This is a genomic window from Pseudomonas sp. IT-P171, from assembly GCF_949767765.1.
GTDB lineage: Bacteria > Pseudomonadota > Gammaproteobacteria > Pseudomonadales > Pseudomonadaceae > Aquipseudomonas > Aquipseudomonas fluorescens_B.
Window position 1 is genome coordinate 757,044 of the sequence record NZ_CATKQN010000011.1, and the last position, 24,682, is coordinate 781,725.

At 55.6% G+C, this 24,682-nt stretch carries 23 protein-coding genes and 1 pseudogene; 20 read left to right on the forward strand and 4 right to left on the reverse strand.

Annotated elements, in window-relative coordinates; all coding sequences use genetic code 11:
- Nucleotides 1–9: 9 nt before the first annotated feature.
- The gene (locus tag ACM6I5_RS11900) at nt 10–897 is read right to left on the reverse strand and encodes a LysR family transcriptional regulator (RefSeq protein ID WP_017338954.1); all 888 of its coding nucleotides are present in this window, start codon (nt 895–897) and stop codon (nt 10–12) included.
- Nucleotides 898–1,309: 412 nt separating this feature from the next.
- Here ACM6I5_RS11900 and ACM6I5_RS11905 point away from each other — a divergent pair, with 412 nt between their 5' ends.
- Both ACM6I5_RS11905 and ACM6I5_RS11910 read left to right on the forward strand, forming a co-directional pair.
- Nucleotides 1,310–1,774, forward strand: a complete 465-nt coding sequence (locus ACM6I5_RS11905; RefSeq protein ID WP_238588291.1) for a hypothetical protein — start codon at nt 1,310–1,312, stop codon at nt 1,772–1,774.
- A 37-nt stretch (nt 1,775–1,811) separates the two neighbouring features.
- A complete protein-coding gene (locus tag ACM6I5_RS11910; protein ID WP_017338956.1) occupies nt 1,812–2,708 on the forward strand; it encodes an N-acyl homoserine lactonase family protein in 897 nt (298 codons plus the stop codon).
- Nucleotides 2,709–2,770: 62 nt separating this feature from the next.
- Here ACM6I5_RS11910 and ACM6I5_RS11915 read toward each other — a convergent pair whose 3' ends face one another.
- The 3 genes from ACM6I5_RS11915 to ACM6I5_RS11925 form a co-directional block, all read right to left on the reverse strand.
- Nucleotides 2,771–4,048 carry an OprD family porin gene (locus ACM6I5_RS11915; protein ID WP_017338957.1) on the reverse strand — a complete coding sequence of 426 codons (1,278 nt, stop codon included), beginning with the start codon at nt 4,046–4,048 and terminating at the stop codon, nt 2,771–2,773.
- Nucleotides 4,049–4,179: 131 nt separating this feature from the next.
- Nucleotides 4,180–4,974 carry an enoyl-CoA hydratase-related protein gene (locus ACM6I5_RS11920; protein WP_414883891.1) on the reverse strand — a complete coding sequence of 265 codons (795 nt, stop codon included), beginning with the start codon at nt 4,972–4,974 and terminating at the stop codon, nt 4,180–4,182.
- 36 nt (nt 4,975–5,010) lie between these two features.
- The gene (locus tag ACM6I5_RS11925; protein WP_017338959.1) at nt 5,011–6,180 is read right to left on the reverse strand and encodes an acetyl-CoA acetyltransferase; all 1,170 of its coding nucleotides are present in this window, start codon (nt 6,178–6,180) and stop codon (nt 5,011–5,013) included.
- Between the two features lie 147 nt (nt 6,181–6,327).
- Here ACM6I5_RS11925 and ACM6I5_RS11930 point away from each other — a divergent pair, with 147 nt between their 5' ends.
- From ACM6I5_RS11930 to ACM6I5_RS12015, 18 genes and pseudogenes are all read left to right on the forward strand, one after another.
- The gene (locus ACM6I5_RS11930) at nt 6,328–7,434 is read left to right on the forward strand and encodes a phosphotransferase family protein (RefSeq protein WP_017338960.1); all 1,107 of its coding nucleotides are present in this window, start codon (nt 6,328–6,330) and stop codon (nt 7,432–7,434) included.
- A gap of 10 nt (nt 7,435–7,444) precedes the next feature.
- Nucleotides 7,445–8,620: an acyl-CoA dehydrogenase family protein gene (locus ACM6I5_RS11935; RefSeq protein WP_017338961.1), complete on the forward strand. Its 1,176-nt coding sequence runs from the start codon at nt 7,445–7,447 to the stop codon at nt 8,618–8,620.
- Nucleotides 8,617–9,405 (forward strand): SDR family NAD(P)-dependent oxidoreductase, encoded by a 789-nt coding sequence (locus ACM6I5_RS11940; RefSeq protein ID WP_017338962.1) that lies wholly within the window; start codon nt 8,617–8,619, stop codon nt 9,403–9,405. Before ACM6I5_RS11935 ends, ACM6I5_RS11940 begins: the two co-directional genes overlap by 4 nt.
- Before the next feature lie 14 nt (nt 9,406–9,419).
- Nucleotides 9,420–10,607: a CaiB/BaiF CoA transferase family protein gene (locus tag ACM6I5_RS11945; protein ID WP_031318945.1), complete on the forward strand. Its 1,188-nt coding sequence runs from the start codon at nt 9,420–9,422 to the stop codon at nt 10,605–10,607.
- 52 nt (nt 10,608–10,659) lie between these two features.
- Nucleotides 10,660–12,276: an acyl-CoA synthetase gene (locus ACM6I5_RS11950; RefSeq protein WP_017338964.1), complete on the forward strand. Its 1,617-nt coding sequence runs from the start codon at nt 10,660–10,662 to the stop codon at nt 12,274–12,276.
- A gap of 14 nt (nt 12,277–12,290) precedes the next feature.
- Complete coding sequence (locus ACM6I5_RS11955; protein WP_414883892.1) at nt 12,291–13,028, forward strand: FadR/GntR family transcriptional regulator; 738 nt, start codon at nt 12,291–12,293, stop codon at nt 13,026–13,028.
- Nucleotides 13,029–13,035: 7 nt separating this feature from the next.
- Nucleotides 13,036–13,749 (forward strand): nitroreductase, encoded by a 714-nt coding sequence (locus ACM6I5_RS11960; protein ID WP_017338966.1) that lies wholly within the window; start codon nt 13,036–13,038, stop codon nt 13,747–13,749.
- A gap of 23 nt (nt 13,750–13,772) precedes the next feature.
- Nucleotides 13,773–14,534, forward strand: coding sequence for an SDR family NAD(P)-dependent oxidoreductase (locus ACM6I5_RS11965; protein ID WP_414883893.1), 762 nt, complete (start codon nt 13,773–13,775; stop codon nt 14,532–14,534).
- 207 nt (nt 14,535–14,741) lie between these two features.
- On the forward strand, nt 14,742–16,049 hold the full coding sequence (locus ACM6I5_RS11970; RefSeq protein ID WP_414883894.1) for an MFS transporter: 1,308 nt from the start codon (nt 14,742–14,744) through the stop codon (nt 16,047–16,049).
- Nucleotides 16,050–16,255: 206 nt separating this feature from the next.
- The gene (locus tag ACM6I5_RS11975) at nt 16,256–17,512 is read left to right on the forward strand and encodes a 3-isopropylmalate dehydratase large subunit (RefSeq protein WP_017338969.1); all 1,257 of its coding nucleotides are present in this window, start codon (nt 16,256–16,258) and stop codon (nt 17,510–17,512) included.
- Nucleotides 17,513–17,521: 9 nt separating this feature from the next.
- Nucleotides 17,522–18,034, forward strand: a complete 513-nt coding sequence (locus ACM6I5_RS11980; RefSeq protein WP_017338970.1) for a 3-isopropylmalate dehydratase — start codon at nt 17,522–17,524, stop codon at nt 18,032–18,034.
- Nucleotides 18,035–18,054: 20 nt separating this feature from the next.
- The gene (locus ACM6I5_RS11985; RefSeq protein WP_017338971.1) at nt 18,055–18,912 is read left to right on the forward strand and encodes an isocitrate lyase/PEP mutase family protein; all 858 of its coding nucleotides are present in this window, start codon (nt 18,055–18,057) and stop codon (nt 18,910–18,912) included.
- Between the two features lie 249 nt (nt 18,913–19,161).
- Nucleotides 19,162–19,269, forward strand: a pseudogene (locus ACM6I5_RS11990) (LysE family translocator); the annotation flags it as partial.
- 305 nt (nt 19,270–19,574) lie between these two features.
- A complete protein-coding gene (locus ACM6I5_RS11995) occupies nt 19,575–20,174 on the forward strand; it encodes a lecithin retinol acyltransferase family protein (RefSeq protein WP_414883895.1) in 600 nt (199 codons plus the stop codon).
- 189 nt (nt 20,175–20,363) lie between these two features.
- Nucleotides 20,364–22,202, forward strand: a complete 1,839-nt coding sequence (locus ACM6I5_RS12000) for an ATP-binding protein (protein ID WP_414883896.1) — start codon at nt 20,364–20,366, stop codon at nt 22,200–22,202.
- 17 nt (nt 22,203–22,219) lie between these two features.
- Entirely contained in the window at nt 22,220–22,840 is a 621-nt protein-coding gene (locus tag ACM6I5_RS12005) for a response regulator transcription factor (RefSeq protein WP_144425315.1), read from the forward strand.
- 113 nt (nt 22,841–22,953) lie between these two features.
- Nucleotides 22,954–23,346, forward strand: coding sequence for a response regulator transcription factor (locus ACM6I5_RS12010; RefSeq protein WP_414880404.1), 393 nt, complete (start codon nt 22,954–22,956; stop codon nt 23,344–23,346).
- Nucleotides 23,347–23,705: 359 nt separating this feature from the next.
- Nucleotides 23,706–24,653, forward strand: a complete 948-nt coding sequence (locus ACM6I5_RS12015; RefSeq protein ID WP_414883897.1) for a LysR substrate-binding domain-containing protein — start codon at nt 23,706–23,708, stop codon at nt 24,651–24,653.
- Nucleotides 24,654–24,682: the final 29 nt, after the last annotated feature.

Below are 24,682 nucleotides of genomic sequence, written 5' to 3' on the forward strand. Positions count from 1 at the left end.
CGCCGTGCGTCAGGTTATCGTCCAGCGCTGGTCTTTCACTCGATCGCTGAGAAAATCAATAAACACTTTTATCCGCGGACTTAAATATTTTCGATTCGCATATATCAGGCTCACCGATTCTTTTTCACCGGTATAGAACTCTGGCAACAGCGGTACCAGCCGCCCGTGGCGAATATCTTCACCAATATGAAATCCCGCGAGCTTGACGATGCCCGCTCCCTGTAACGCCAAATCTCGTAGCAGGTCACCCTGACCGAACGAAGAGCGACTGCGAAACGGCACTTTGAACAAGCGCCCGTTTTCCTGAAATGACCACGCGCTCCATTGGCTTTCGAAGTCAAAGCCAAAACATTGGTGGGCCAGCAAATCCTGCGGATGAAGTAATGGCGCGTGATTAGCCAGATACTGCGGCGAGGCACAGATAATCCATTCGTTGTCGTTCAAGCGACGGGCAACCCTCGATGAACTGGGTAAAAAACCGCTGTGAATGGCGACATCGACACCTTGCTCAAACAGATCGAGGTATTGCGCCCCCAATTGAATATCAAGATCGAGTAACGGATAGGTTTCCAGAAACTGTGGCAGCCACGGCAGGATCTGGTGCTTTGCAAAAGTGGTCATCGTATGCACGCGCAACATGCCGCTGACCCGGGTGGGCAGACGTTCGGCTAATGAGTCAGCCTCGCTCATGGCATCAACGACCGCCAAGGCACTTTTCAGATAGACCGCTCCCTCTTCCGTCAGTAGCAATGCTCTGGAACTTCGAACAAACAAACGCACTTGCAAGCGTTCTTCCAGCCGTGAAATCAGCTTGCTTACTGCCGAGGGCGTCAGATGGCTTGCCCGGGCCGCCGCGGAAAAACTGCCGTGCTCGGCTGCGCGTATGAAGGCGAGCATTTGCGAATAGTTGTCCAGATCTCACCTCCCGTTTTTATCAGTTGTCAGCCGGTCAATGACCGGGGCTTGGGGATCATGGTGCTTAAACTATTACATCTCTGAAAGGCTGAATATCCTCAAGATTTCACACCGGCTGTGAATTTTGGTCACAGCGGTGCCAATTCATAGGTGGCGAAATAAAGACTGGCAGACAGGCCAGGATTTATTGGCTTAACCACTGGCTGCAATCTGATTTATTCGTTTGCCAAGGGCATTGGTCACTCAAATACTCAAAACGCAGAAATGCCAAAGACAATAAGAGAGACCCCACATGTCCAATACGCCACGTTCCCTGGCTACGCCTTATACGTTGTCGTTCAGCCAGGATTGCATGGATGGCCGGCTGGCTCCCTTCAGCGCGGAAGTCGAGTCCATGACCGAGTCGGCGGTTCGTCCGGTCATCCATACCAAAGATGAACTCAATCACTATGTAGCGCTGATCGAACGCCCCTATGCAAAGCTCAATCGGGTGATAGCACAAATCGCCGGGCTGTTGATTCTTGGGCAAGCCGATAATGGCTTCAGTACTTACGCTCAACTGGCGCGCACGCCGGAACAGGATCTGATCGAAGTTATGGATCTGCTGGGCAACCTCAATATCCCGGTGATGGCGTCAGCGCATTTCAACCACTTGTCGCACACGGCCAGCAGTTTGTTGCACATCGCCCGAGAACTGCAGCGAAACATCAGTAATGGTGCAGTACTCAGGGAGCGCACACCGGCCTTACTGAAGGGACTCAATAACACCAATGCCATGCTGCGCTGCGCATCCAATGCACAGTTGGGGCTTATGCCTGTCGATCTGCAAAACGCCTGTTTTTGCTGTTCGCAGCATTGATATCGCTTTCATTCAAACACTCATAAAAGAGGCTGTCATGTCCCCCTATTCGATCTGGATTCTCGAATTTGCCAATATTCCGAACTTTCCGGTCAGCGGCATCAAATACGGCGTACATAATGAAGGGACCCGCAAATTGCCCTATTGCTATGTGCTGATCAAAGGTAATGGCCGCACGATCATGGTGGACGTCGGTTACAACCATCGCGATTACGGCCAGGCATTGGCCAAGCAATTTGGGGTTGGCGACTGGCACTCGCCACGGGACGTTCTGGCCGAGTGCAATGTCACGCCTGAAGAGGTCGATACGGTGTTTGTGACTCATGCTCACTTTGATCATTTCGGCAACACCGATGCCTTTCCCAATGCACGGTTTTATCTTCAGGAGCGGGAGCTGTCGAAGTGGATCTGGGCCATGGCGCTTCCGGACCGTCTGAACTGGACCCGCACCGGACTCGATCCTTCGGACATTTTGCGAGCGGTCGATCTGGCGCGCCAGGGCCGCCTTATCTGCGTGGAAGGTGAGATAGAGGACGTAGCACCGGGTATCGATCTGCGCGTCGCGTTCGACAGCCATACATTCGGCTGCATGTGGGTTCACGTACGCAATGATCTGGCCTCCAGTTCACACAACAGTTGGGTGTTGGCCGGAGACTTGGTGTACGTGTACGACAATATGCTGGCCAACCCGAAAATAGACCAAGGTGATATCACCGGGACATTGGAATACCGGCCCGTCGGGCTGGCGCAGAACAGCAATACCAATCTTGTGCTTGCCACCGAGGAAATGCTCAAGGCCGTGGATTACGAGGCCAAACGGGTGATCCCGGTGCACGAGGATCGGTTGAGCGAGGTATTCCCTACCCGTGTCACCGATAAAAACCTGCGGATCATGCAAGTCTGCCTGGCTGAAGGGGAAACTTCCCGCGTCTGACCCTCGGGTGTTGAGTCTTGCAAAAGCCGTCTTGCGACGGCTTTTGCGTTTCTGGCATGGGGTTACTTCAGCGCCAGGGTGTAGCTGAATATCAAGCGATTTTCGTCTGTGTCGCGCGTGTAGTTAGAGCGCTGGGTCGCATTGAGCCATTGCACACCGACGTTTTTCAACGGTCCGTCCTGCACCACGTACGTGATGTAGGTGTCGCGTTCCCACTCTTTACCCTCCTGGCTCATGTTGATCACATTAGCCTGGTCGCCACGTACGTATAGGGTGGTCAACGTCAGGCCCGGTATGCCCGCTGCAGCAAAGTTATAGTCGTAACGCGCGCGCCATGAACGTTCCTGGGCGCGCGAGAAGTTACTGACCTGTAGTTCAGTGAAAAGGTAGCTGATCGTGCCGTCGATCAACGGATAGGCGGTATCGCCCCACAATTTCTGATAGCCACCGCTGATGGTATGGCCATTGAGGGAGTACCCCAGATTGGTACTGAGCGTTTGGTTATCGACCTTGCCGCCCAGCGCCGCGCCCGTTTCACTGCCGTCAAAGTATCGAACTTCACCCAGGATCCGGCCCGGCCCCCATGGCGTGCTGTATTTCAACCCGGCGAACCCTTGCTGATAGATGTCCTGCAGTTGACCGTAATGCAGGCTGGCGAGCAGATCCGGAGTGACCAGATAATCGACTGCCGCGAATTTGAAATCGTCCGAGCGTGCGCTGCTTGCATACTGCCCAGACTGGCTGGTGATGCCCATTTTTTCGAAATCCGTGGAGTCGCGTTGCTTGACCCGACTGATATGGCCCAGGTTGAGGGTCATGTTTTGCACGGCCTTGCTGGTGAGTTGCTGGCCTTCGAATGTCTGGGGGAATGCACGGCTGGTGTTCGGTTGTATCACCGCGATGCCAGACGGTTGCAAACTGCCCACGAACAATTCATTGCTTTCAAACAACCGCGCCTTGGCGGTCAGTCCAAGTTTTGAATATTCGTCAGCGGCACGTTTGGCGAAGGGCTTGGCCGGATCGTCGGAATCAGCCTGGCGCGCCAGAATCCCGGTCCCAGACCGCTCCGGTGCCGAGTCAAGTTTGATCCCGAGCATACCCATTGCATCGAGGCCGAAACCAAGCGGCCCTTCGGTATAACCGGACTGGTATTTGAGGATAAAGCTTTGCGCCCACTCCTCCGCTTTCGACGGCCCGGTACCGTCGCGGTAATCGCGATTGAAGTAATAATTCTTGGTGCTGAAATTGACGTGACTGTCTTCAATGAAATCAGCGTGTGCCAGCGCCGGCAGCCCGGCCAATGCGCCTGCCAGAGAGACAGAGAACAACTTCGGAGTCATGTTTTGTATACCTGTATTGTTGTTGTGGGGACTTCGGAAATGACTAAACAAACTCGAATGACGGACACGCAAAACCGACAAGCCAGAATAAAAGTCCGGCCCATTGGCATAAACGAATGTCTTGTTATGTATCAGCGATGCTGGAAGATCGGCGCTCGTTTCTCAATGAACGCACTGGCTCCTTCCTTCTGATCCTGTGTCGCGAACAAGGAGTGAAACGCGCGTCGCTCATAGCCGAGCCCTTCGCCCAACCCGGTTTCGTACGCCTGGTTTACACATTCCTTCATCAGCAACAGACTGGGCAAAGAGCGCGCGGCAATGTTCTGCGCGATCGTGCCGACTTCAATCAGTAATTGCCCTGAAGCCACCACTCGTGAAACCAGCCCGATTCGTTCGGCCTCCTCGGCCCCGATTCGGCGCCCCGTCAGGCACAAGTCCATCGCTTTGGCTTTACCGACCCAGCGCGAGAGTCGCTGTGTTCCGCCGGCGCCAGGAATCAAGCCAAGGGAAATTTCCGGCAAAGCGAAACTGGCGTTGTCCGCCGCAATGATCAAATCGCACATCATGGCCACTTCACACCCGCCCCCCAGTGCGTACCCCGCGACTGCGGCGATCATCGGTTTGCGACACCGTGCGATCCGGTCCCACTCGCCAAGAAAGTTATCAAGGCTGGTTCGCGGAAATGTCTGGTCGCGGGTTTCCAGAATGTCAGCACCGGCGGCAAAAGCTTTGGCGCTGCCGGTCAACACCACGCAGCCGATCTGAGGATCTTTTTCAAAACAATCCAATGCCTGGGAAATTTCCGCGATCATCTGCGTGTTCAAGGCATTCAACGCTTCGGGACGGTCCAGCGTGATCCATCCGACCCGGGCATTACGGCTGGCGCGCACATAAAGCAGGTGGCTTAAACAGACCTCATCTTGCATATCGTTCTCCTGATGCAGTTATTTCGTCAGCGTTGCCTAACGCGTGCGCTCCAGAATGCTGACGTAGTTGGCGACCGCCGCACCGCCCATGTTGAACAGGCCTCCCAGGCTTGGTGTGTTGGTCAGTTGCAGGCCAGGTGACTCGCCTGCCAATTGCATGGCGGTCAGCACGTGCATTGAGACACCGGTCGCCCCGATGGGATGACCTTTGGCTTTCAATCCCCCCGACAGATTGACCGGCAAACGCCCGTCAGGCTGCGTCAACCCCTCAAGAATTGCCTTGGCGCCTTGGCCAGGCAGCGTCAGGCCCATGGCTTCGTACTCAATCAATTCGGCGATAGTGAAACAATCGTGGGTCTCGACGAAGTTCAGGTCATCGAGCGTCAGGCTCGCCATGCTCAACGCCTTGTGCCACGCCTTGGAAGCACCTTCGAAACGCGTGATGTCGCGTCGGCTGATCGGCAGGTAATCGTTGACCTGCACCTGGGCTCGTATCGAAATACGCTGCTCCCTGCGCATCGCGACGTCATCGCAAGCCAACACCAGGGCTGCCGCGCCGTCCGACACCAGCGAACAATCGGTACGACGTAAAGGTTTGACCACGTAAGGATTGCTTGCGGATTCCTGACCGCAAAAACTCACGTCCAGGCTTTTCCGCAAGTGAGCCAATGGATTGATGCTCCCGTTGTGATGGTTTTTCGCCGCAATGCAAGCCAGCGCATGAGATTGATCCCCGTAACGGGAGAAGTACTGTTGGGTAATATCGGCGAACAACCCGACAAAAGACGCCTGCGCCCCGCCCTCCTCGGCGACATAACTGGCGGATACCAATGCCTGGCGCACCGCTTCCTCCGTGGCAGCCGTCATCTTCTCCACGCCCACCACCAAAACAATTTTCGCCTGGCCCGACGCGATCAGGCTCGACGCCTGGCGCACCGCTGCAGACCCGGTGGCGCAGGCGTTTTCCACCCTTGTCGACGGCGTAAAACGCAAACCGCTGTCGGCCTGCAAGACCAGTGAGGCCGGCGAGCCTTGGGGATCCATACCCTGGTTGAAATGCCCGATGACAATCTCGTCGATATCCCGAGCCTCCAAATGCGCATGTGCCAACGCGTCCAGAGTCACCCGAGTAATCAACGATTCCAGCGACTCGCCCGCAAGCTTGCCGAATGGTGTATGCGCCCAACCAATAATATTGCCGAACATAGCTGCCTCCCCGACAAAGCCTATTTTCAGTCCGACAATATTCTTAATCGTTACGCTCAATTCCCGCAATAGCTCATTTTAATGCTTGACGATGTATTTTCGGTCCGACAATAATCGATTCAATCTCAACGTCGGATGAACGTAGCTATGGTCGAGATCGGATTCACTCCCGCTGCCCGTCAGCGCTTACCCGAAGGTGTTGCCCTCAGGCCCAAAGAGGCAAGCCACGAGCTTGACTGGGTCACTATTGAGCGCTATCTCGCCAGCCAAAACTTGCGGATGGACCCTGGCCACGCACCGAGGCAACTGTCGGGCGGACTGGCCAACCTGAATTTTCTGGTGCGCATCAATCACACCTGGATGGTGCTGCGTCGTCCTCCCGCAGGACCGCTACCACCGGGCGCCAATGACATGCAACGTGAGCACCGGATTCTTTCCCGACTCTGGCGCGTATTTGCGCTGGCGCCACGCAGCCATCATTTCTGTGCCGACGCGGGCGTCGCTGGCGCGCCGTTTCTCTTGATCGACTACCGGGCCGGCTTGTCTTTGCGAGGCGACAGTGTTCACCCCTTGCCTGCCAGCGAAACCACCGGGCACCAATTATCAAACATGCTGGTCGATACGCTCGCTCAGTTGCATACCGTCGACCTGGCCAGTGTCGGGCTGGAAAACCTCGGGCGGCCGGAAGGCTTTTTCAGACGCACTGCGCAGGGCTGGATCAAGCGCGCGCAGTGGGTGGTCAATGGTGACTTGAGCCGTCCAGCGCAAGCGCTGGCGCAATGGTTAACCGACATCAAGGACCCGATCGCAGGCAAACCCGTGCTGCTGCATAACGACTTCAAACTCGACAACATTCTGATCGACCCGCAGACATTGCAACCTAGGGCCATTGTCGATTGGGACATGGGCACACAAGGTGACGGCCTGTTCGATCTCGCCACGCTGCTCAGTTACTGGGGCGAGCCCGACGACCCTTCCTGCATGCACCGCTTGGCGCAGATGCCAACGATGCAACCGGGCTTTTCCACCCGGCAAGACATTGCCACCACCTACAGCGCATTGACTGGACAAAGTCTTGACGACCTCAAGTCTTATCGCGTGCTCACCATGTTCAAACTGGCGGTTGTGTTTCAACAACTTCACCGCCGGTATTTGGTCGGCGAAACCAGCGACCCCCGTTACGCCGACTTCGGTCAACTGGCAGAAGAGCTTTTCGAATTCACCCTCGATATTTCCAACAATAAGATTTTCTGAGGATTTCGCCGTGGACTTCACGTTGCCTGATTCGCTCGCTCAATTGCGAGACAAGACCTGTACCTTCATTCAGGAGGTGGTGATTCCCTATGAGAAAGACCCTCGACGCAGCGCCCACGGGCCAAGCGACGAGTTGCGCAGCGAACTGATCACCCAGGCTCGTGATGCCGGCCTGTTAAGTCCACACGTAGACCGCGATCTGGGTGGTCTGGGGCTTTCCCATGTGGGCCGCGCCGTGGTTTTCGAAGCTGCGGGTTATTCGATGCTCGGGCCTGTAGCGCTCAATTGTGCAGCGCCGGATGAGGGCAACATGCATTTGATGCAGACCGTGGCCTCTGCCGAGCAAAAACAACGCTGGCTCGTGCCCTTGGCGCAAGGCAAGACGCGCTCCTGCTTTTGCATGACAGAACCGTCGCCAGGCGCCGGCTCCGACCCGACATTGCTGATGACTACAGCCATCAACGATGGCGACGACTTCATCATCAATGGCCGTAAATGGTTGATCACCGGTGCAGACGGCGCAGCGTTCACCATCATCATGGCCCGCACGATTGTCGATGACGTGGACGTGGGCGCCACGATGTTTCTGGTTGATCTGCCTAACCCGGGATTTCGCATCGAGCGCGCCCTGGACACCCTTGATTCGTCCTTCACCGGCGGTCATGCCGAAGTCGTGCTGGATAACTTGCGCGTATCCAGAACCGATGTACTTGGGGAAGTCGGCGAAGGTTTTCGCTATGCCCAGGTGCGATTGGTCCCGGCCCGTTTGACCCACTGCATGCGCTGGCTGGGTGCCGCGCAAAGGGCCCATGACATTGCCGTGGTCTACGCACAAAAACGTGAAGCCTTTGGCCTGCCCATCATCGCTCACGAAGGCATCGGCTTCATGCTTGCCGACAACGAAATCGATTTGCACACCACCCGTCTGAGTATCTGGCATACCGCCTGGCTGCTCGACCAGGGTGAGCGCGCAAGCGCCGAAAGCAGCATGGTCAAAGTTCATGCGTCAGAAGCGATCTGGCGAGTCGTCGATCGTTGCGTGCAGGTGCTGGGTGGCATGGGCGTCACAGCCGACACCGAGGTCGAGCGGATTTTCCGTGACGTGCGGGCTTTCCGTATCTACGACGGCCCGTCCGAAGTCCACCGCTGGAGCATCGCCCGTCGCCTGGGGAGGAAGGCCCAATGAACGGTGAAAACTCACCCGCGTTCGCCGTGTTTGCCGACCTCGCCGATAAAGTCGTGATCATTACCGGCGGTGGCCGAGGCCTGGGGCGAACCATTGCCGATGGCTTCGCCAAGCAAGGTGCCACAGTGGTGCTGGTAGGGCGCAGCCTTGAACAACTGAACATCGCCGTGCGCGAGATCAATGAAGCGGGTGGCAAAGCCGCCGCGTTCCAGGCCGATATCGCCGATGAAGACAGCGTGTCCGCCCTGTGTAAATCAGTGCATGACACCTATGGCCGGATTGACGTATTGGTGAACAACGCCGGTATCAATCCCTGGTATAAATCTGCGGAAAACACCACGCTGCAGGAGTGGCGGCAAATCATCGACGTCAACCTGACGGGCGTGTTCCTCACCTGTAAATATGCCGGCCAATTGATGCTCAACGCGGGCCAGGGCTCCATCATCAACATCACCTCCGTGGCCGGTCGCGTGGGCCTGGCCAAGACCACCGCCTACTGCGCGGCCAAAGGCGGGGTCGAGATGCTGACGCGCCAGTTGGCACTGGAGTGGGCAGCAAGAGGCATTCGGGTTAACGCCGTTGCACCCGGCTACTTCGCCACCGACTTGACCGAAGGCCTGCGCACGCATCCGGTCCTGGGTCGCAGAGTCATGGATCGCACGCCGTTGGGGCGCTTCGGCGAGCTCCAGGAAATCGTCGGCGCCAGTCTGTTTCTGGCCTCATCGGCAGCCTCGTATGTCACCGGTCATTCATTGGCCGTTGATGGCGGCTGGACCGCGTGCTGAGGGAGGCATAGACCATGAGCACTCCTGTGATGGCGCTCGAAGGCCTGAAGATTCTCGACCTGACCCGCCTGCTGCCCGGTGCATTCTGCACGCAGATCCTGGCCGATCTGGGGGCTGAAGTGATCAAGATTGAGCAGCCACTGAGCGGCGATTACAACCGCGCGTTTACCCCGCTGAACAAGGTCGAGTCTGGCTCCTTTCTCCTGCTTAACCGTAACAAACAAAGCATCACGCTCAATCTGAAAAGCGAACAGGGAAAGCAGATCCTGCTGGATCTGGCGCGGGATGCGGACGTGTTGATCGAAGGCTTCCGCCCAGGCGTGATGCGACGTTTGGGTCTGGCTTACGAGACGTTGAGCGAGATCAATCCACGGCTTATCTATTGCGCCATTTCCGGCTACGGCCAGGACGGTCCTGACCACCTCAAGGCTGGCCACGATCTCAACTATATGGCGCAGGCCGGGGCGTTGCAGTTGTTCGGCAAGGCTGGCGAGGGACCGATGGTGCCGGGCCTGTCGATTGCCGACGTCGGTGGCGGTTCGCTGATGGCGACCACCGGCATTCTGTCTGCACTGCATGCCCGTCACCGGACCGGTAAAGGCCAATTGGTGGACGTGTCGATGCATGACGGCGCGATTTCCTGGCTGGCCCTGCATGCCGCCGACTCATTGTTCGCCGGCATCGAACCCCGAGGCGGCGAGCGCCCGTTTATTGGCCAGGCGCCCTGCTACAACGTCTACCGCTGCGCCGATGGCAAGTACTTCGCGCTGGGCTTGATCGAGGCACATTTCTGGCTGCGGTTTTGCCAGCATCTGCAACTCGAAGAGCTTGAGAACGAGCAATGGCCAACCGGCGAGCGCTGCGTGCAGCAAAAGCAATTGCTGGCCAGCCTGTTTGCCAGGCAGTCCCGCGATGCCTGGGTGGAAACCTTCAATGACGTCGACCTGCCGGTCGGGCCGGTACTGGACATCGCCGAAGCACTGGATGCACCACACGCCAGGCACCGACAAATGCTTCAACACATTGAGCATCCGGTGGAAGGTGTGATTCCACAACTGGGCTTCCCGGTGAAGTACTCCCTGACGCCTTGTACCCTCAGAAGCCCGCCTCCATTGCTGGGCGAGCACAATGAAACAGTACTCGGCGCCCTCGGCTACAGCGCCGGTCAAATCGATGCGCTTCGACAATCGCGGGTGATCTGAACCCGCCAGTGATTTTGACGAAAAACAATAATGACTCCTGAGGAGAAAAATCATGGCCCGCAATATGAGTCACTACGATCAGAGCTATCGGGATTTCAAATGGGAACTTCCGCCGACGTTTAACTTCGGCACCGATGTGGTCGATCGTTACGCTCGCGAAGCCGATGGTCCCGCATTGATTTGGGCGAATGCCGCCGGGGAAGAAATCCGCCTCTCGTATTCCGACATATCACAACTCACCGACCGATTCGCCTCAGTGTTGACTCAACGCGGCATACGACGCGGCGATCGAGTGCTTATCATGCTGCCGCGTATTCCGGATTGGCAGATCGCGATGGTCGGCTGCCTCAAGATAGGGGCGATTCCGATTCCTTCCGTGGAAATGCTCACCCGCAAGGATATTAATTACCGCGTCCGTCACGCCGACGTGCGCGCGGTGGTGGCCAGGGCTGAGCACGTCGAAAAGTTCGCCGATGTGATGAACGACGTGGCGGTCAAGTTATCGCTGGGCATCGCACCGGGTTTTGAGTCGTACGAGAACGCGATGATCAACGCCGACGGCGTCTTCGAGCCCGCGGTGTTGTCCCTCGATGAACCGGCGGTGCTGTATTACACCAGCGGTTCTACCGGCGAACCCAAAGGTGTGCTGCACCCGACCCGAAGCCTGTTTGCCTGGCGCGAAGCCGCACGGCACTGGCTCGATCTGGATCGCAACGATGTGATTTGGTGCACCGCCGACGTAGGTTGGAGCAAGGCCGGCACGTCCATCCTGTTTGGCCCATGGAGCGCCGGTGCCTGTACTTTTTTTTATGACGGCCCGTTCGATCCAGCACAGCGTCTTGCGTTGTTGGCCAAATACCAGGTCAGCGTCTATTGCGCCCCTGGCACCGAACTGTTTCGCGTGGTCGACGAGGATCTCTCCCGCTACGACCTGTCGCAGCTGCGTCACACGGTATCGGCCGGCGAGCGGTTAAACGCTTGCGTGGCAGAGAAATGGCGTAAGAAAACCGGGGTCCCGGTCATGGAAGCCTACGGACAGACCGAAACCCTGATGACCCTGGCAAACTTTGCCTGTGTTGCGACGCGCGAAGGATCGATGGGGCTGCCGATGCCGGGTAGCGACGTCGACATCATCGATGCCCAAGGCCGCCGACTGCCCTGGGGCAGTGAAGGCGATATCGCGATTCGCGTTCCTAATCCATTGCTGATGCTCGGTTACTTAAAGGACGAAGCGCGCACCCAAGAGTCGTACGTCGACGGCGACGATGGGCGTTGGTTCATTACGGGAGATATCGGAGCGCGAGACGCGGACGGTTACTTCTTCTACAGTGGCCGACGTGATGACGTCATCAACTCGGCGGGTTACCGAATCGGTCCAACCGAAGTGGAAAATGCCCTGCTCAGTCACCCTGGCGTTCTGGAATGTGCCGTGATTGGCGCGCCCCACGAGGAACGCGGTGAAATCGTCAAGGCGTTCGTGGTGCTGCGCCCCGGTATGGCGCCGAAAGATCAACTTGTCAGTGACTTGCAGGACCATGTCAAACACATGACTGCGCCCTATAAATACCCACGCGCCATTGAGTTCGTCGACGCGCTGCCCAAGACCCAGACAGGCAAGATTCAGCGCAGCGCACTCAGGGCACTTGAAAAAAAAGAGACTCACCCTTGAAGAACAGCCCATTCATGGCACTGCCAATTGATACCACCTCTACGGAATCCAGCTTCCGCGTGGTGGCCCGAACCATTGAACAGCAGATCCTCTCCGGGGAAATCAATCCCGGGGACATCCTGCCGGCTGAAGCCAGGCTAGCGGAACAACTGGGCGTAAACCGCTCGACCATCCGGGAGGCCATCCGGGTCCTGGAGCAGAACGGTTTTGTCAAACGCGAACCGGGGCGACGCAAGCTGATCACCTCGATCCCGCATTCCGGTGAGATCTCCCAGCGCCTCACCGCCACCATGGTGCTCAACCAGGTGACGTTCGAGGAGTTGTGGGAAGCGATGTACGCCCTGGAGCCGGCAGCCGCAGCTGCCGCAGCGGTACGTGGCAACGACGAGGATTTTGCCGCAATCGAGGTCAATCTCGCCGCGACGCGCCAGGCAGTGGAGGACTGTGCAAGCCTGGTGGAACTGGATATCGAGTTCCACGAATTAGTGGCCAAGGCAACACGCAACCGGGCGATCCAAATGGCCAGGGCGCCATTGAGCACGCTTTTTTATCCGCCCTTTTACACGGTGATGTCGCAGCTCAATGCGGGTCAGCGCTTATTGACCGCTCACGAACATATTTACCAGGCCATTCGCGATCACGACACGGTCAATGCCCGGGGCTGGATGGAAAAACACATTCAGGACTTCGAACGTGGCTATGAGTTGGCGAACCTGAACATGAACAGTCCGGTGCATATGCCCGAACGATGAGGTCAGCATGAACACAAAGGCCTTTTCCATGAACATTCACGATCCGCAGCTCAGTACTCGGCAAGCCATCACGTCACGCCGTTCGGTACGCGCTTTTTTGCGCACGCCGGTACCACGCGAGACAGTCGAGCACGTTCTGGAACTGGCAGCCCGCGCACCAAGTGGATCGAATGTTCAACCCTGGCAGGTTTGGGTACTGACAGGCGCCCCGCTCTACGATCTCGGCCAGGAACTGCAAGCCCTGGCGCTGAATGCAGAGTCGGAGCACGCCGAAAACCCGCAAGTGCATCACGTGCGCGAACCGTACCGCTCCCGGCGTCGAAAAGTCGCTCAGGACTTGTACCAGGCCGTGAATATCAATCGCGATGAAATGCAAAAAATGCGTGTGCAAACATCACGCAACTTCGTTTTTTTCGATGCCCCGGTTGGGCTGTTCTTTACCATCGATCGGGATCTCGATAACGGCCGCTGGCTCGATTACGGGATGTTCCTGCAGACCCTGATGCTGGCGGCAAAAGCCCATGGTCTCGACACCTGTGCCCAGCAGGCCTTCGTCAAATACGAAACGCTGATCGCTCGGCGCCTGGGCCTGGATGACAACCAGAGGCTAGTGTGCGGCATGGCGCTTGGTTTTGCCGACCCGAGTGCGCCGTCAAACAGTTTCATTGCCGAACGCGCGCCGTTATCGGCATTCGCGCAGTTCGTCGTCACTTTGAACTGAACAACAAAACCCGGAGCTACAGGATGGATATCGACAATAAGGTTGTGGTGGTCGCCGGTGGCGGCTCAGGTCTTGGCCAGGCAACGGCCCAAGATCTTGCGGCGCGTGGCGCCCGCGTGGTGATCGTGGACCTTAACGAACAGGCCGTGCACGAGGTCGCCAGCAAAGTTGACGGCTTGGCAGTCATCTGCGACGTGGCGGATGACGAGGCGTCTCGGATCGCCATGCAGACGATTGTGGAACGTGTCGGACGACCTCACGTACTGGTCAATTGTGCGGGCATTGCCCCTTCCGCGCGAATCATTGGCAAACGGGGCCCGGCATCGCTCAGTGATTTCGAACGGGTCATTCGTATTAATCTGTTGGGCACCTTCAACTGGCTGCGTCTGGCGGCAGACGCCATGAAAGACAATACGCCCAACGATGATGGTGAACGAGGCGTGATCGTCAATACCGCCTCGATAGCCGCCTATGAAGGCCAGATCGGCCAAAGTGCCTATGCCGCCTCCAAGGGAGCAATCGTCTCCATGACATTACCCGCAGCCAGGGAGTTGGCACGTTTTGGCATTCGCGTGACGGCGATTGCGCCAGGCTTGTTCGGCACTGCGATGCTTGAGGCAATCGACGCCGACATCAAGCAGCGACTGATCGCTGATATACCGTTTCCTCATCGCTTCGGAAAACCGTCCGAGTTTTCCGCGATGGTCGGCGCGATCATAGAAAATCCGATGCTCAACGGCTCGGTCATCCGGCTGGACGCCGCACTGCGCATGCAAGCGCAATAAATTCCCCACGCTCCATATCGGTACCCGATGTGCACTTTCATTTGCGATCGCACAACAACTTGATCAATTAAAAAACGGCAACAGTAAATACCGCGGCATAAAGATGATCGCCAGTAACGTTTTCGCGCGCGCGTAAAAAAACACCGCAATAAATAACAGCGTTGATGCTCTCTCGTGCTTCCAATAATAATTTTCGGAGACAACATAATGCACTCTAACTCTACCGTCGGAAAATCCGACCCGCTTGATGCCACTTACAAAAAAATAACCTGGCGCTTGCTTCCCTATTTATTCATCGCCTATGTGTTTGCGTATCTCGACCGGGTCAATATCGGATTCGCCGCTGTGCAAATGAAAGCTGATCTGAACTTTACCGATGCTGTTTACGGGTTGGGTGCCGGCGTATTCTTTATCGGTTATTTCATGTGTGAAATCCCCAGTAATTTGCTGATGAACAAAATAGGCGCCCGCTTGACCATCGCCCGCATCATGATCTGCTGGGGGCTGGTATCCAGTTGCATGATGCTGGTGACCAGTCCGACGTCGTTTTATCTGTTACGGCTTTTATTGGGCATCTTCGAAGCCGGCTTTGCACCCGGAGTGCTGTTGTATCTGACGCTGTGGTATCCACCGGCACGCAGGGCACAGATGGCTGCTATTTTTCTCAGCGGTGCCGCAGTCGCAGGTTTGATCGGCGCGCCAATCTCCGGCTGGATGCTCGACGCGCTGGATGAATACGCCGGATTGCATGGATGGCAATGGCTGTTCATGCTCGAAGGTATTCCTTCGGTTTTTCTGGGCTTGATGGCATTGGTGATGTTGCCGGATCGCCCTGGCGCGGCAAGCTGGCTTACACCTGAAGAAAAAAATCGCATCAAGGCCGAATTGGTTACCGGGCAGTCAACAGCCCACCATGGTTTTATCCACGCGTTGCGCGATCCGGTCATTTATTACATTGCTCTCGCCTGGTTTACCGTGATTTGCGGTATTTATGCCGTGGCTTTCTGGATGCCCATGCTCATGCAGGACGCCGGGATCAAAACCTCCACTCAGATCGGCCTATGGTCGATCATTCCCTACGGCTTCGCAGCCATTGGCATGGTGTTGATATCGCGTCACTCCGACAAAGTCATGGAGCGTCGATGGCATGCAGCGACCTGTGCCTTGCTTGGGGCGCTAGGCCTCGGTCTGCTTCCGTTTGTACACGACAATTTCTTCCTGACCATGGCAGCTTTGACCCTGGCCAGCACGGCGGTCTTCTCTGCCATGCCGATTACCTTGGCAATGCCCATGTGCTATCTGTCCGGCAAAGCTGCTCCGGGCGGTATTGCCTTTGTCAACACGATCGGTTTGTTGGGCGGCGTGGCCAGCCCTTACATGCTGGGCCTGATCAAGACCAATACAGGCAGTCTGGACAACGGGTTGTTTCTCATCGCGGCGTTGCTGGTAATCGGCTCGTTGCTGGTGGTGGGATTCGTGCGCCTGGAACCGCAAAACAAACCTGTAGTTGTCTGAGATGCTTTTCTGATTTCAGCCATTAGGTAACCGCATCGCAGGACGAGACTGTCTTATTTCAGTCAGTCTCGTCCTGCGCTTTTTCCGTCAATCAATTAGAACAGTGACTGGCTGCAATCAGAATTATGCGTTTGCCCGTTCGGCATCAAAATCAAATAATCAACTTATAGACAACCCATTATTTGCGCTCACGCAGGAGTATTCCTATGGGCTACACCATGACTGAAAAGATTCTGGCCCGTACCGCTGGGTTGGCAGCAGTCAACGCCGGCGATGAAGTTCAAGTCAAACCGGATTTCGTATTGGCATATGACTTTCCCGGTTATACCGATCGCTACTTCAAGGAAATGGAAAGCGAGTTTCAGGTTATCCAGGTAAAGGAGCCAGAACGCTTTGGCGTATTTATCGATCACATGGTGCCGGCCATTAATCCGGAAGAAGAAAACTTCCACAAGGAAACCCGGGACTGGACAACGCGTAACGGTGTGGAAGTATTCGAGCGTCGCGGCATTGGTCATCAGGTGGCGGCTGAAGTCGGTTATGCGGTGCCTGGCGCATTGGCTGTGCATTTTGATCCACACATTTCGCAGTTGGGAACGTTCGGTACATTAGCCCTGGGCATTCACCGCAACATGCTACAAGCCTATGTTCAGGATACGGTTTCCTTGCGAGTGCCGGAGACTGTGCGGATCGATTTCATCGGCCATTTGCAAGACGGTGTCATGGCCCGCGATGTGCTGAATCATCTGGTCAAAACCCTGGGCCCGAGCGCCTGCCAGTTCTGCGTGATGGAGTTGGGCGGTCGCGGGCTCGCCAACCTGTCCGTCGAAGGCTTGCAGACCATTACCGGCCTGGCGATGTTCACCGGTGCAATTTCCGCGATTGTCGCGCCTGATGCCGCGCGCCTCGACTATGCCCTGCCTCTGGCTCGAAAAGTTCTCGAGCCGGTATACAGCGATCCGGATGCCCGGTATCAGGCGATCCACACCATCGACTTGAGCGCTATCGAGCCGGTTATTGTCATTCCACCCAGCTCCGCCGGTACCCGCGATCTTGCCGAGTACATCGGTATGGAAGTGCAAGTCGGCTATCTCGGTTCCTGCGCCTCCGGACGCCTGGAAGACCTGCGCATCGCGGCGCGTATTCTTCGCGGCCGCACATTGGCGCCTGGCTTCACGTTGTATGTCGTTCCGACCAGTCAACACATCATGGCCGAAGCGGCCCGGGAAGGCTTGTTGACCACGCTGGTGGAGGCCGGCGCTTTTGTCTCGTCGCCCAGTTGCGACTACTGCTATGGCCGGATAGGCACCATGAATGCGGGACAGCGTGCCGTTTCCACCGGAACCTTGAACGTACGTGGTCGGATGGGCAGTACCGACGCTGAAATCTACCTGTGCAGCGCCGCCGCTGTGGCTGCTGCCGCAATCGAAGGCAAGGTCGCTGACCCTCGCCATTATCTTTGAGGATTCGTCATGAGCCTGCTCAATCTACGCGGTCGTGTGGCTTACGTATTCGAAGAGGAAAATTTCGATATCGATCAAATTGTGGGTGTCAAGAATATCCGCACAAGCGATGCCGAAGCGTTGGCCAAGTTGGCCATGAGTGCTTACGACGAACACTTTGCGCGGGACATGCGACCCGGTGACGTGTTGGTCGGTGCTGCCAACTTCGGCTATGGGCATCCACACTACCCACCGATGATCGCCATGCGCCAATTGGGTATCACTGCGGTGATCGCCGAGTCCTTTTCGCCAGGTTACTGGTGGGGAGAAATGGCCGAAGGCTTTCCGCAAATCGAATGCCCGGGCATCACCCGACTGGTGAAGCGCTGGGACGAGATTGAAGTGGATTGGCAGCGCCTTCGGGTGATCAACCACAGTCAAGGCACCGAACTGACGTTCCGGCCCTTCAGCCAATCCGACCTGCATGTGCTCGAGGCCGGAGGGCTCATTCCCTACATCAAACAACAACGGCAATGCCGATAGACTTCCTCAGGAGAACCGAAATGCGCGCAAAGAACAGCTTTTACCCACTGACCGAAGCCTTCAGCGGCCCCAAGGCGCTAGTGATTCCAGGGGCCTACGATGCATTGAGCGCCATGCTGGTACAAGCGGCCGGTTATCCGGCGGTCTATGTCGGTAGCTATGCAACGGCGGCCGCCGGATTTGGCCTGGCGGACGTCGGCGTGCTGACGCTGGATGAGCTGGCCCGGCATGCCAAGTCGGTCAGCGGCGCAGTCAGCGTGCCAGTGATTGCTGATGCCGAGGGTGGTTTCTTCGACCCCGCCAATATCTGGCGCACTGTGCAGGCCTTCGAAGACGCAGGCGTGTCGGCTATTCATATCGAGGATCATGCCGGTGGCAAACACACCAATCTGGAACAGAAGCTGATTCCGTTAGAGCTGATGCTGCAACGTTTGCAGGCCGCCATGGATGCGCGACGCAACCCGGAATTCATCATCATCGCTCGAACCGATGCCATCTGGGCGACTCACAATGTCGATGAGTGCGTTACACGCTTGAAAGCGTTTGCGCAAATCGGCATCACGCACTTTTTTGCGAACGGTGCAGACCCGGCCACGTTGCGAGAAATCAAAAAGCAGGTGCCGGGCAACTACATCGTGATCAACCTGCCCAGCATACGCAATCGGGATGAGTGGGATGGCGCTGCCGATGTCGTGATCGATTACGCATTCTGCCTGCTGGCGGCGAGCAAGGCTCTGCAAGTGGCACTCGATCAATTTACAAGTAGCCCCGACGCAAATCGCTCGGACGCATTGATCGAAGACTTTGAAGCGTTTGAGCATCGTCTGGGCTACAGCGAGTTTACCGAGCGAGCGCTGCGCTACGCCCGTCACGATTAAAGCCGAACTCAATGTATTTCAAACGTGTCCAGTCTATCCGGCCTGCCGGAACACACTGATCGGGCCATCCTGCGAAACCGCCCATGAATCTGATGGCAATACTTGTATTGTTTCTTCAATTGATGACATCGCCTCACGCTGCCCGACCACCGGAAATCGTGATGAGCAGAAGAAAAACCATTCCTTGGGCGGGACTTGCGTACCGGCGTCCATGCATTTCGACGATTATCTTCAAGAAAAAAAATTGATGGCTTTTGGCTTGAACGAAGCGCGCTGGCGCAACGTATTCAGCAGTGGCTGTTCGGTACTCTTCTCATAGGATTCTCCGTAAGGCTGGCACTGGTAAAGCAAGCCTGAATCCCAATTATTGAAGAGCTGTTTCATTGGCTACTGTGGTACCCGCCCATTCGCGTCGGAACCGGCGCGAAATCGCCGCCTTAATAACTGAAGCGCTTGATACAACCCTTTCGGTCAGGTCGGCTCAACCAGATCGAGAGGCTCTCGGATGAGTCATCGATTCGGATAGAACTCGATTGGCGCCCGGAATAATACTGAAGTATGAGACGCCCATATACAGTGACTATCGGCTACAAACCTATGCACGACTGCTTATTTCCCTCTGGAAAGTTACTCTACTTTCAAAGGTTCCAGAGGACTTCATCGTGAACAAACTACTGATGAAAACAATTGGCATTGTATCCTCCCTGGGTTCGATCTGTTTGAACTCGGTAGTCGTCAATATGGAATGTGAATCAAGCGTGAATGACCCGTTTTTTGAAAACGGTTCCCGTGCCTGCAGCGTTAACAGTGCGCCAACACCATGGGAAGCAGACTCAAAGCATGCAGCCTTCATAGTCCGCGACGCTGATCGCCTGAGCCCCGGATCGCACCTGATGAGTCCGCGCAAGTTCTATGTTCATCACGGCATCTACCTTGGCGATGGCAAGGTCGCTCATTACTCAGGATTGAGTGCATCGCTGCAAGCCGGCCCTATCGAAGTCACTGACCTGGATCGCTTCGGCAACGGCAGTTCCATCTGGGTAGATCAGGAGCAGTGCGCTTTTTCCAGCGACGAGATCATTGTGCGGGCCATGTCGAGAGTCGGTGAATCACAGTACAAAATACTGTCAAACAACTGCGAACACTTTTGCAATTGGTGTATCAACGGCAATAGCTACAGCGCACAAGTTACCGAGTACCTCCATCGCCCTTTGCGCTTGGTGCGCATACTTTTCTCGTCGAAGACAGGTTTGATTGCTTAGTTTGTCGTACGCTTCCCCAACTTTATGTTAGCTGTCTTCACTCATAGAAACGCGGGAGCGACGTCGTTTCCCGGCACGAACCAAAACGCTTTGCTTTCGGATATGGGTTTTGCTTGCTGCAATTTCGCCAGGGGTGTTCACTGCAATCACCCGTAACGAAATGCGTTCCCAGCAGGCCTATTGATTGATATGAAAATCTCAATTGAACCGACGGTAGCTGTAGAAAATCCCGCCCCCCCTACCCTTCATATGCACCTCCAGAGATTTGGCGCCGCCACGCTTTCAGCCGCCATCTTCATCATCGACACACTCACTTCCATCCATATCGCTATTGCGGTGCTCTACGTCGCCGTGATTTTGATGTCGGTGAACCTGTTTTCCCGGAAAGGTGTAATTGGCGTTTCGCTCTCCTGCTTTGGATTGACGTTGGCTGCGTTTTTTATTTCCCATGGCAGCGACTTCAATAGCTCCGCGTTCGCCCGTTGCCTGGTCAGCCTGTCCGCGATCGGTATCACCACTTTACTGGCACTGAAAAACAAAGCCGCCAATGACGAGTTGCAGGAGCAGGTGCGGATGCTCGCGCAAACCCACGACGCCATCATCGTTCGAGACATGAATGGCATCATCACCACGTGGAGCCCGGGCGCCGAAGCCTTGTATGGCTGGTCAAAAGCACAAGCTATTGGTCAGGATTTTCGAAAGCTCCTGCGGCCTCAACTGACGCTCACCTGGGAGCACGTGATGAACTCGCTGATTGAAACCGGTCGATGGGAAGGTGAAGTTGTGGAACACCGACGTGACGGAACACCCGTGACGGTTGTAAGTCGTTGCTCTCTGTCACGGGACGACAGCAATCAACCAAAAGCGGTTTTGGCCACTCACAACGACATCACCGAGCAAAAAAGGGCCATCAATGCCCTGCGACGCAGCGAAGCGTTTCTGGCCGGTGCTCAATGGCTGAGTCAGACCGGGAGCATTGGTCTGAAAATCCCAAGCGGCGAGATGTATTGGTCCGACGAGGCTCGGCGGATATTCGAGTTCGGCGACGACGAGGAACCACTGCTGTCCAGCGTCCTGAAAAAAACCCATCCAGATGATCTGGACGTGGTCAAAGTATCAATCAAGCACGCCTATCAGAAAGAGCCTCACATCAAGGTGGACTACCGGCTTTTGATGACTGACGGGCGGATCAAGCATGTGCAAATGCTGGCTCATCCCGTCCAGGATGCCGCCGGGAATTTTGAATACATCGGAGCACTGATGGACGTCACCGATGCAAAAATGTCTGAGGAAGCGCTCCACCGCTCGCAGACAGAATTGGCTCACGTGACCCGAATCACAACGTTGGGTGAACTGGCCGCATCGATAGCACATGAAGTCAACCAGCCATTGGCGGCCGTAACCACCAATGGCACTGCCGGTTTGCGTTGGTTGAATCGCGAGGTGCCAGACATCGACGAGGTGCGCAGTGCAATGGAGCGGATGATGAGCGAGACCCATCGAGCGAGCGAGGTGATTCGACGTATCCGCGCAATGTCACGCAAGACCGATCCTCAAAGCGTTCCGGTTGATCTCGTGGAAGTCATAGAAGAGTCATTGGCACTGGTCGACAGGGAGGTCAGACGGAACAAAATTGTGCTAGACCATCAATACGATACTGAGGTTGCCCAGATTATTGGTGACCGTGTCCAACTTCAGCAGGTCATCATCAATCTGATCATGAATGGTGTGCAGGCAATGTCCAATACCAAAGGTAAACATCGCACACTCCATTTGCGCCTCAGGCGTTCTGATGCGGGCGAACTGTGCGTTGATGTCAAAGACAACGGCCCCGGTATTTCGCCGCAAAGCATGCCTAAACTCTTCAACGCTTTCTACACCACCAAGCCCGATGGAATGGGTATGGGGTTATCCATTTGTCGATCGATCATTGATGCTCACGGTGGCCGCATCTGGGCAACAAGTGAAGCAGGTGAAGGCGCGGTATTCCACCTGTCCTTCCCCTCCAGCAATGAGGAGCCTGCGTGAACGCAGATATTACTTCCATGGATAAGGCCCCGGTTGTCTTTGTGATTGACGACGAGGCCCCCATGCGCGAAGCGCTCAGTAGTCTCTTTCGTTCGGTGGGGCTCCAAGTGCAGACGTTTGCCTCGCCGACAGAATTTCTACAACTACCCGATCCCGATGCGCCCAGCTGTCTGGTCCTCGATGTACGGCTTCAAGGCGCCAGTGGCCTGGAGTTCCAACATCAGTTAGTGGAATCGAAGATCGCATTGCCCATCATCTTCATCTCCGGACATGGAGACATCGCCATGTCAGTCAAGGCGATGAAAGCCGGGGCTGTGGATTTTCTGGTCAAACCGTTCCGCGATCAGGATTTGCTGGATGCCGTCGCCGCTGCTCACCACAGGGATGCCAAGCGTCGGGAAATCGACCAGCAGGACGCCGAAATGCATGCCTGCTACCAAACGCTGACACCCCGGGAGCGAGAGGTCATGGCCCACGCAGCCAAGGGCCTGATGAACAAACAGATTGCGGGAGAAATGAATCTGAGTGAAATCACCGTCAAAATCCATCGCGGGCATGTGATGAAAAAAATGCACGCAAAGTCGTTTGCAGACCTGGTTCGAACGGCACAAGCCCTGGGGATCGGACCAAAACGCTGAGCAACACATACGTGTGTATGATTTCTTTTAAGGCTATCGGCAAATAGAGTGGAATTGGCGCGATAGCTTTTCAGCTGTTTCGAACCCATTGATATCGCGCCAGGATCTGCGCGATGAATAAAATCCCTGTGATCTCCATTGTCGACGATGACGAATCTGGTCGAATAGCACTCAGTAGCCTGGTGCGTTCCATGGGCTGTGAACCCAGTCTTTTTTCCTGCGCCGAAGATTTTCTCGCCTGCGCCAAAAGCTACAGCACGGACTGCCTGATCTCGGACGTTCAAATGCCGGGCATGACTGGCCTGGACCTGCAATCTGAACTCCTCAGTAAAGGGCACGACATCCCCATTATTTTCATCACCGCATACCCGGAGGAGTTGGTTCGCAAACGTGCAAATTCCGCAGGGGCGATCTGCTTTCTCAGTAAACCATTTGATGGACAAGTCATGATTGACTGTATTGAGCAAATCTTGAGAAATAGAGAGACTGGCCTTGTCACAAATTGACAACCGCGAGGCGTCCAGCAAAGCCTAGCTGTTTAACGGCCAACAGTAACTGTCTCTTTTCCGACGCCCAGCCTTAACCCACTCAACTAACACCTACATACTCAAGTATTAGCCCTTACCACTTACACCCTAGACAAACAAAACCTACGTAGAAGTGCCAAGCAAGTCATCATCAATCACTATACAACCAAGCCAACGACAGCGGCATTTCAATTAAATATCAGCCATCAACGCTGTTTAATTGATTCGGTTATTACCGCCCGCCTAGAGGCTCACAAGCAATGAGCCAGATGTCCTTTGAACACCGCTCTTTGCGCGCCGAAGCACAATAACGGGCCGCAACCCTTTTGGTGATGACGATGAATAGAAACGATCTTCGCAAAATCGACTTCAGCCTTCTGATCGTTTTCGAAACGCTGATGCACGAACGAAATCTTACCCGCGCCGGTGAGAAATTATTTCTCTGTCAATCGGCAATCAGTGCTTCCTTAAATCGGTTGCGTCAGTTTTTCGATGATCCGCTGTTTATTCGGATGGGTCGAACCATGGAGCCCACGAGCAGAGCATTTGAAATACAACTCACGTTGACTCCGGCGCTGGACAACATGGCGGCAGCGCTGAGCAATGTTAGCGAATTTGATCCCACGACCAGTACCAACGTCTTCAGAATTGGACTTTCCGATGATGTGGAGTACTCCTTGCTGCCAGGCCTGCTTCGCCAACTGCGTATGGAAGCGCCTCAAGTCAGTTTCGTCGTGCGCCGTACCGACCATTCTTTGCTGGCCAACCAACTGGCTACGGGCGAGGTGTCACTGGGCGTGTGCCACTCCCGGGAACTCCCCGCCAATGCCAAACGAAAATTTCTGCGCAGCATCCGGCCGACTGTTTTAAGTGCCAACACCCTCACGGGTCTACTGGACCTCAACGAGTATTGTAATCGGCCACATGTCTCTGTTTCGGTCAACGGTGAAGCGTCCGATTACATTGACCGGGCGTTGGGATCTCTGGGGCGGCAACGCCAGATTATCCTGGCAGTTCCGCAATACAGTGCGCTTAAAACACTGCTTGAGGACACGCAGATGTTGGCCGTCGTACCCGATTACGTGGCCAAGGCCATGATTCGACAAGGTGGTTTACGCGCGGACCCCGTTCCGATGAGTCTCCCGACTCTCGATCTATCCATGTCATGGAGCGCCACATTGGACAACGATCCAGGCGAGCGTTGGTTACGCTCGAGAATTACTGATTATTTAAGTGAAAAAAGTGGAACCTTGATCGAAATTAGTGCAAAAAAAGAAGCGGCTTAAGATTTCAGTTAATAATTAAGACCCACCAA

Coding starts and splice junctions, on each gene's coding strand:
- ACM6I5_RS11900 (WP_017338954.1), bottom strand. CDS start 897: ATGCTCGCCTTCATACGCGCAGCCGAGCACGGCAGTTTTTCCGCGGCG.
- ACM6I5_RS11905 (WP_238588291.1), top strand. CDS start 1,310: ATGACCGAGTCGGCGGTTCGTCCGGTCATCCATACCAAAGATGAACTC.
- ACM6I5_RS11910 (WP_017338956.1), top strand. CDS start 1,812: ATGTCCCCCTATTCGATCTGGATTCTCGAATTTGCCAATATTCCGAAC.
- ACM6I5_RS11915 (WP_017338957.1), bottom strand. CDS start 4,048: ATGACTCCGAAGTTGTTCTCTGTCTCTCTGGCAGGCGCATTGGCCGGG.
- ACM6I5_RS11920 (WP_414883891.1), bottom strand. CDS start 4,974: ATGCAAGATGAGGTCTGTTTAAGCCACCTGCTTTATGTGCGCGCCAGC.
- ACM6I5_RS11925 (WP_017338959.1), bottom strand. CDS start 6,180: ATGTTCGGCAATATTATTGGTTGGGCGCATACACCATTCGGCAAGCTT.
- ACM6I5_RS11930 (WP_017338960.1), top strand. CDS start 6,328: ATGGTCGAGATCGGATTCACTCCCGCTGCCCGTCAGCGCTTACCCGAA.
- ACM6I5_RS11940 (WP_017338962.1), top strand. CDS start 8,617: ATGAACGGTGAAAACTCACCCGCGTTCGCCGTGTTTGCCGACCTCGCC.
- ACM6I5_RS11945 (WP_031318945.1), top strand. CDS start 9,420: ATGAGCACTCCTGTGATGGCGCTCGAAGGCCTGAAGATTCTCGACCTG.
- ACM6I5_RS11950 (WP_017338964.1), top strand. CDS start 10,660: ATGGCCCGCAATATGAGTCACTACGATCAGAGCTATCGGGATTTCAAA.
- ACM6I5_RS11955 (WP_414883892.1), top strand. CDS start 12,291: ATGGCACTGCCAATTGATACCACCTCTACGGAATCCAGCTTCCGCGTG.
- ACM6I5_RS11960 (WP_017338966.1), top strand. CDS start 13,036: ATGAACACAAAGGCCTTTTCCATGAACATTCACGATCCGCAGCTCAGT.
- ACM6I5_RS11965 (WP_414883893.1), top strand. CDS start 13,773: ATGGATATCGACAATAAGGTTGTGGTGGTCGCCGGTGGCGGCTCAGGT.
- ACM6I5_RS11970 (WP_414883894.1), top strand. CDS start 14,742: ATGCACTCTAACTCTACCGTCGGAAAATCCGACCCGCTTGATGCCACT.
- ACM6I5_RS11975 (WP_017338969.1), top strand. CDS start 16,256: ATGGGCTACACCATGACTGAAAAGATTCTGGCCCGTACCGCTGGGTTG.
- ACM6I5_RS11980 (WP_017338970.1), top strand. CDS start 17,522: ATGAGCCTGCTCAATCTACGCGGTCGTGTGGCTTACGTATTCGAAGAG.
- ACM6I5_RS11985 (WP_017338971.1), top strand. CDS start 18,055: ATGCGCGCAAAGAACAGCTTTTACCCACTGACCGAAGCCTTCAGCGGC.
- ACM6I5_RS12000 (WP_414883896.1), top strand. CDS start 20,364: ATGAAAATCTCAATTGAACCGACGGTAGCTGTAGAAAATCCCGCCCCC.
- ACM6I5_RS12005 (WP_144425315.1), top strand. CDS start 22,220: ATGGATAAGGCCCCGGTTGTCTTTGTGATTGACGACGAGGCCCCCATG.
- ACM6I5_RS12010 (WP_414880404.1), top strand. CDS start 22,954: ATGAATAAAATCCCTGTGATCTCCATTGTCGACGATGACGAATCTGGT.
- ACM6I5_RS12015 (WP_414883897.1), top strand. CDS start 23,706: ATGAATAGAAACGATCTTCGCAAAATCGACTTCAGCCTTCTGATCGTT.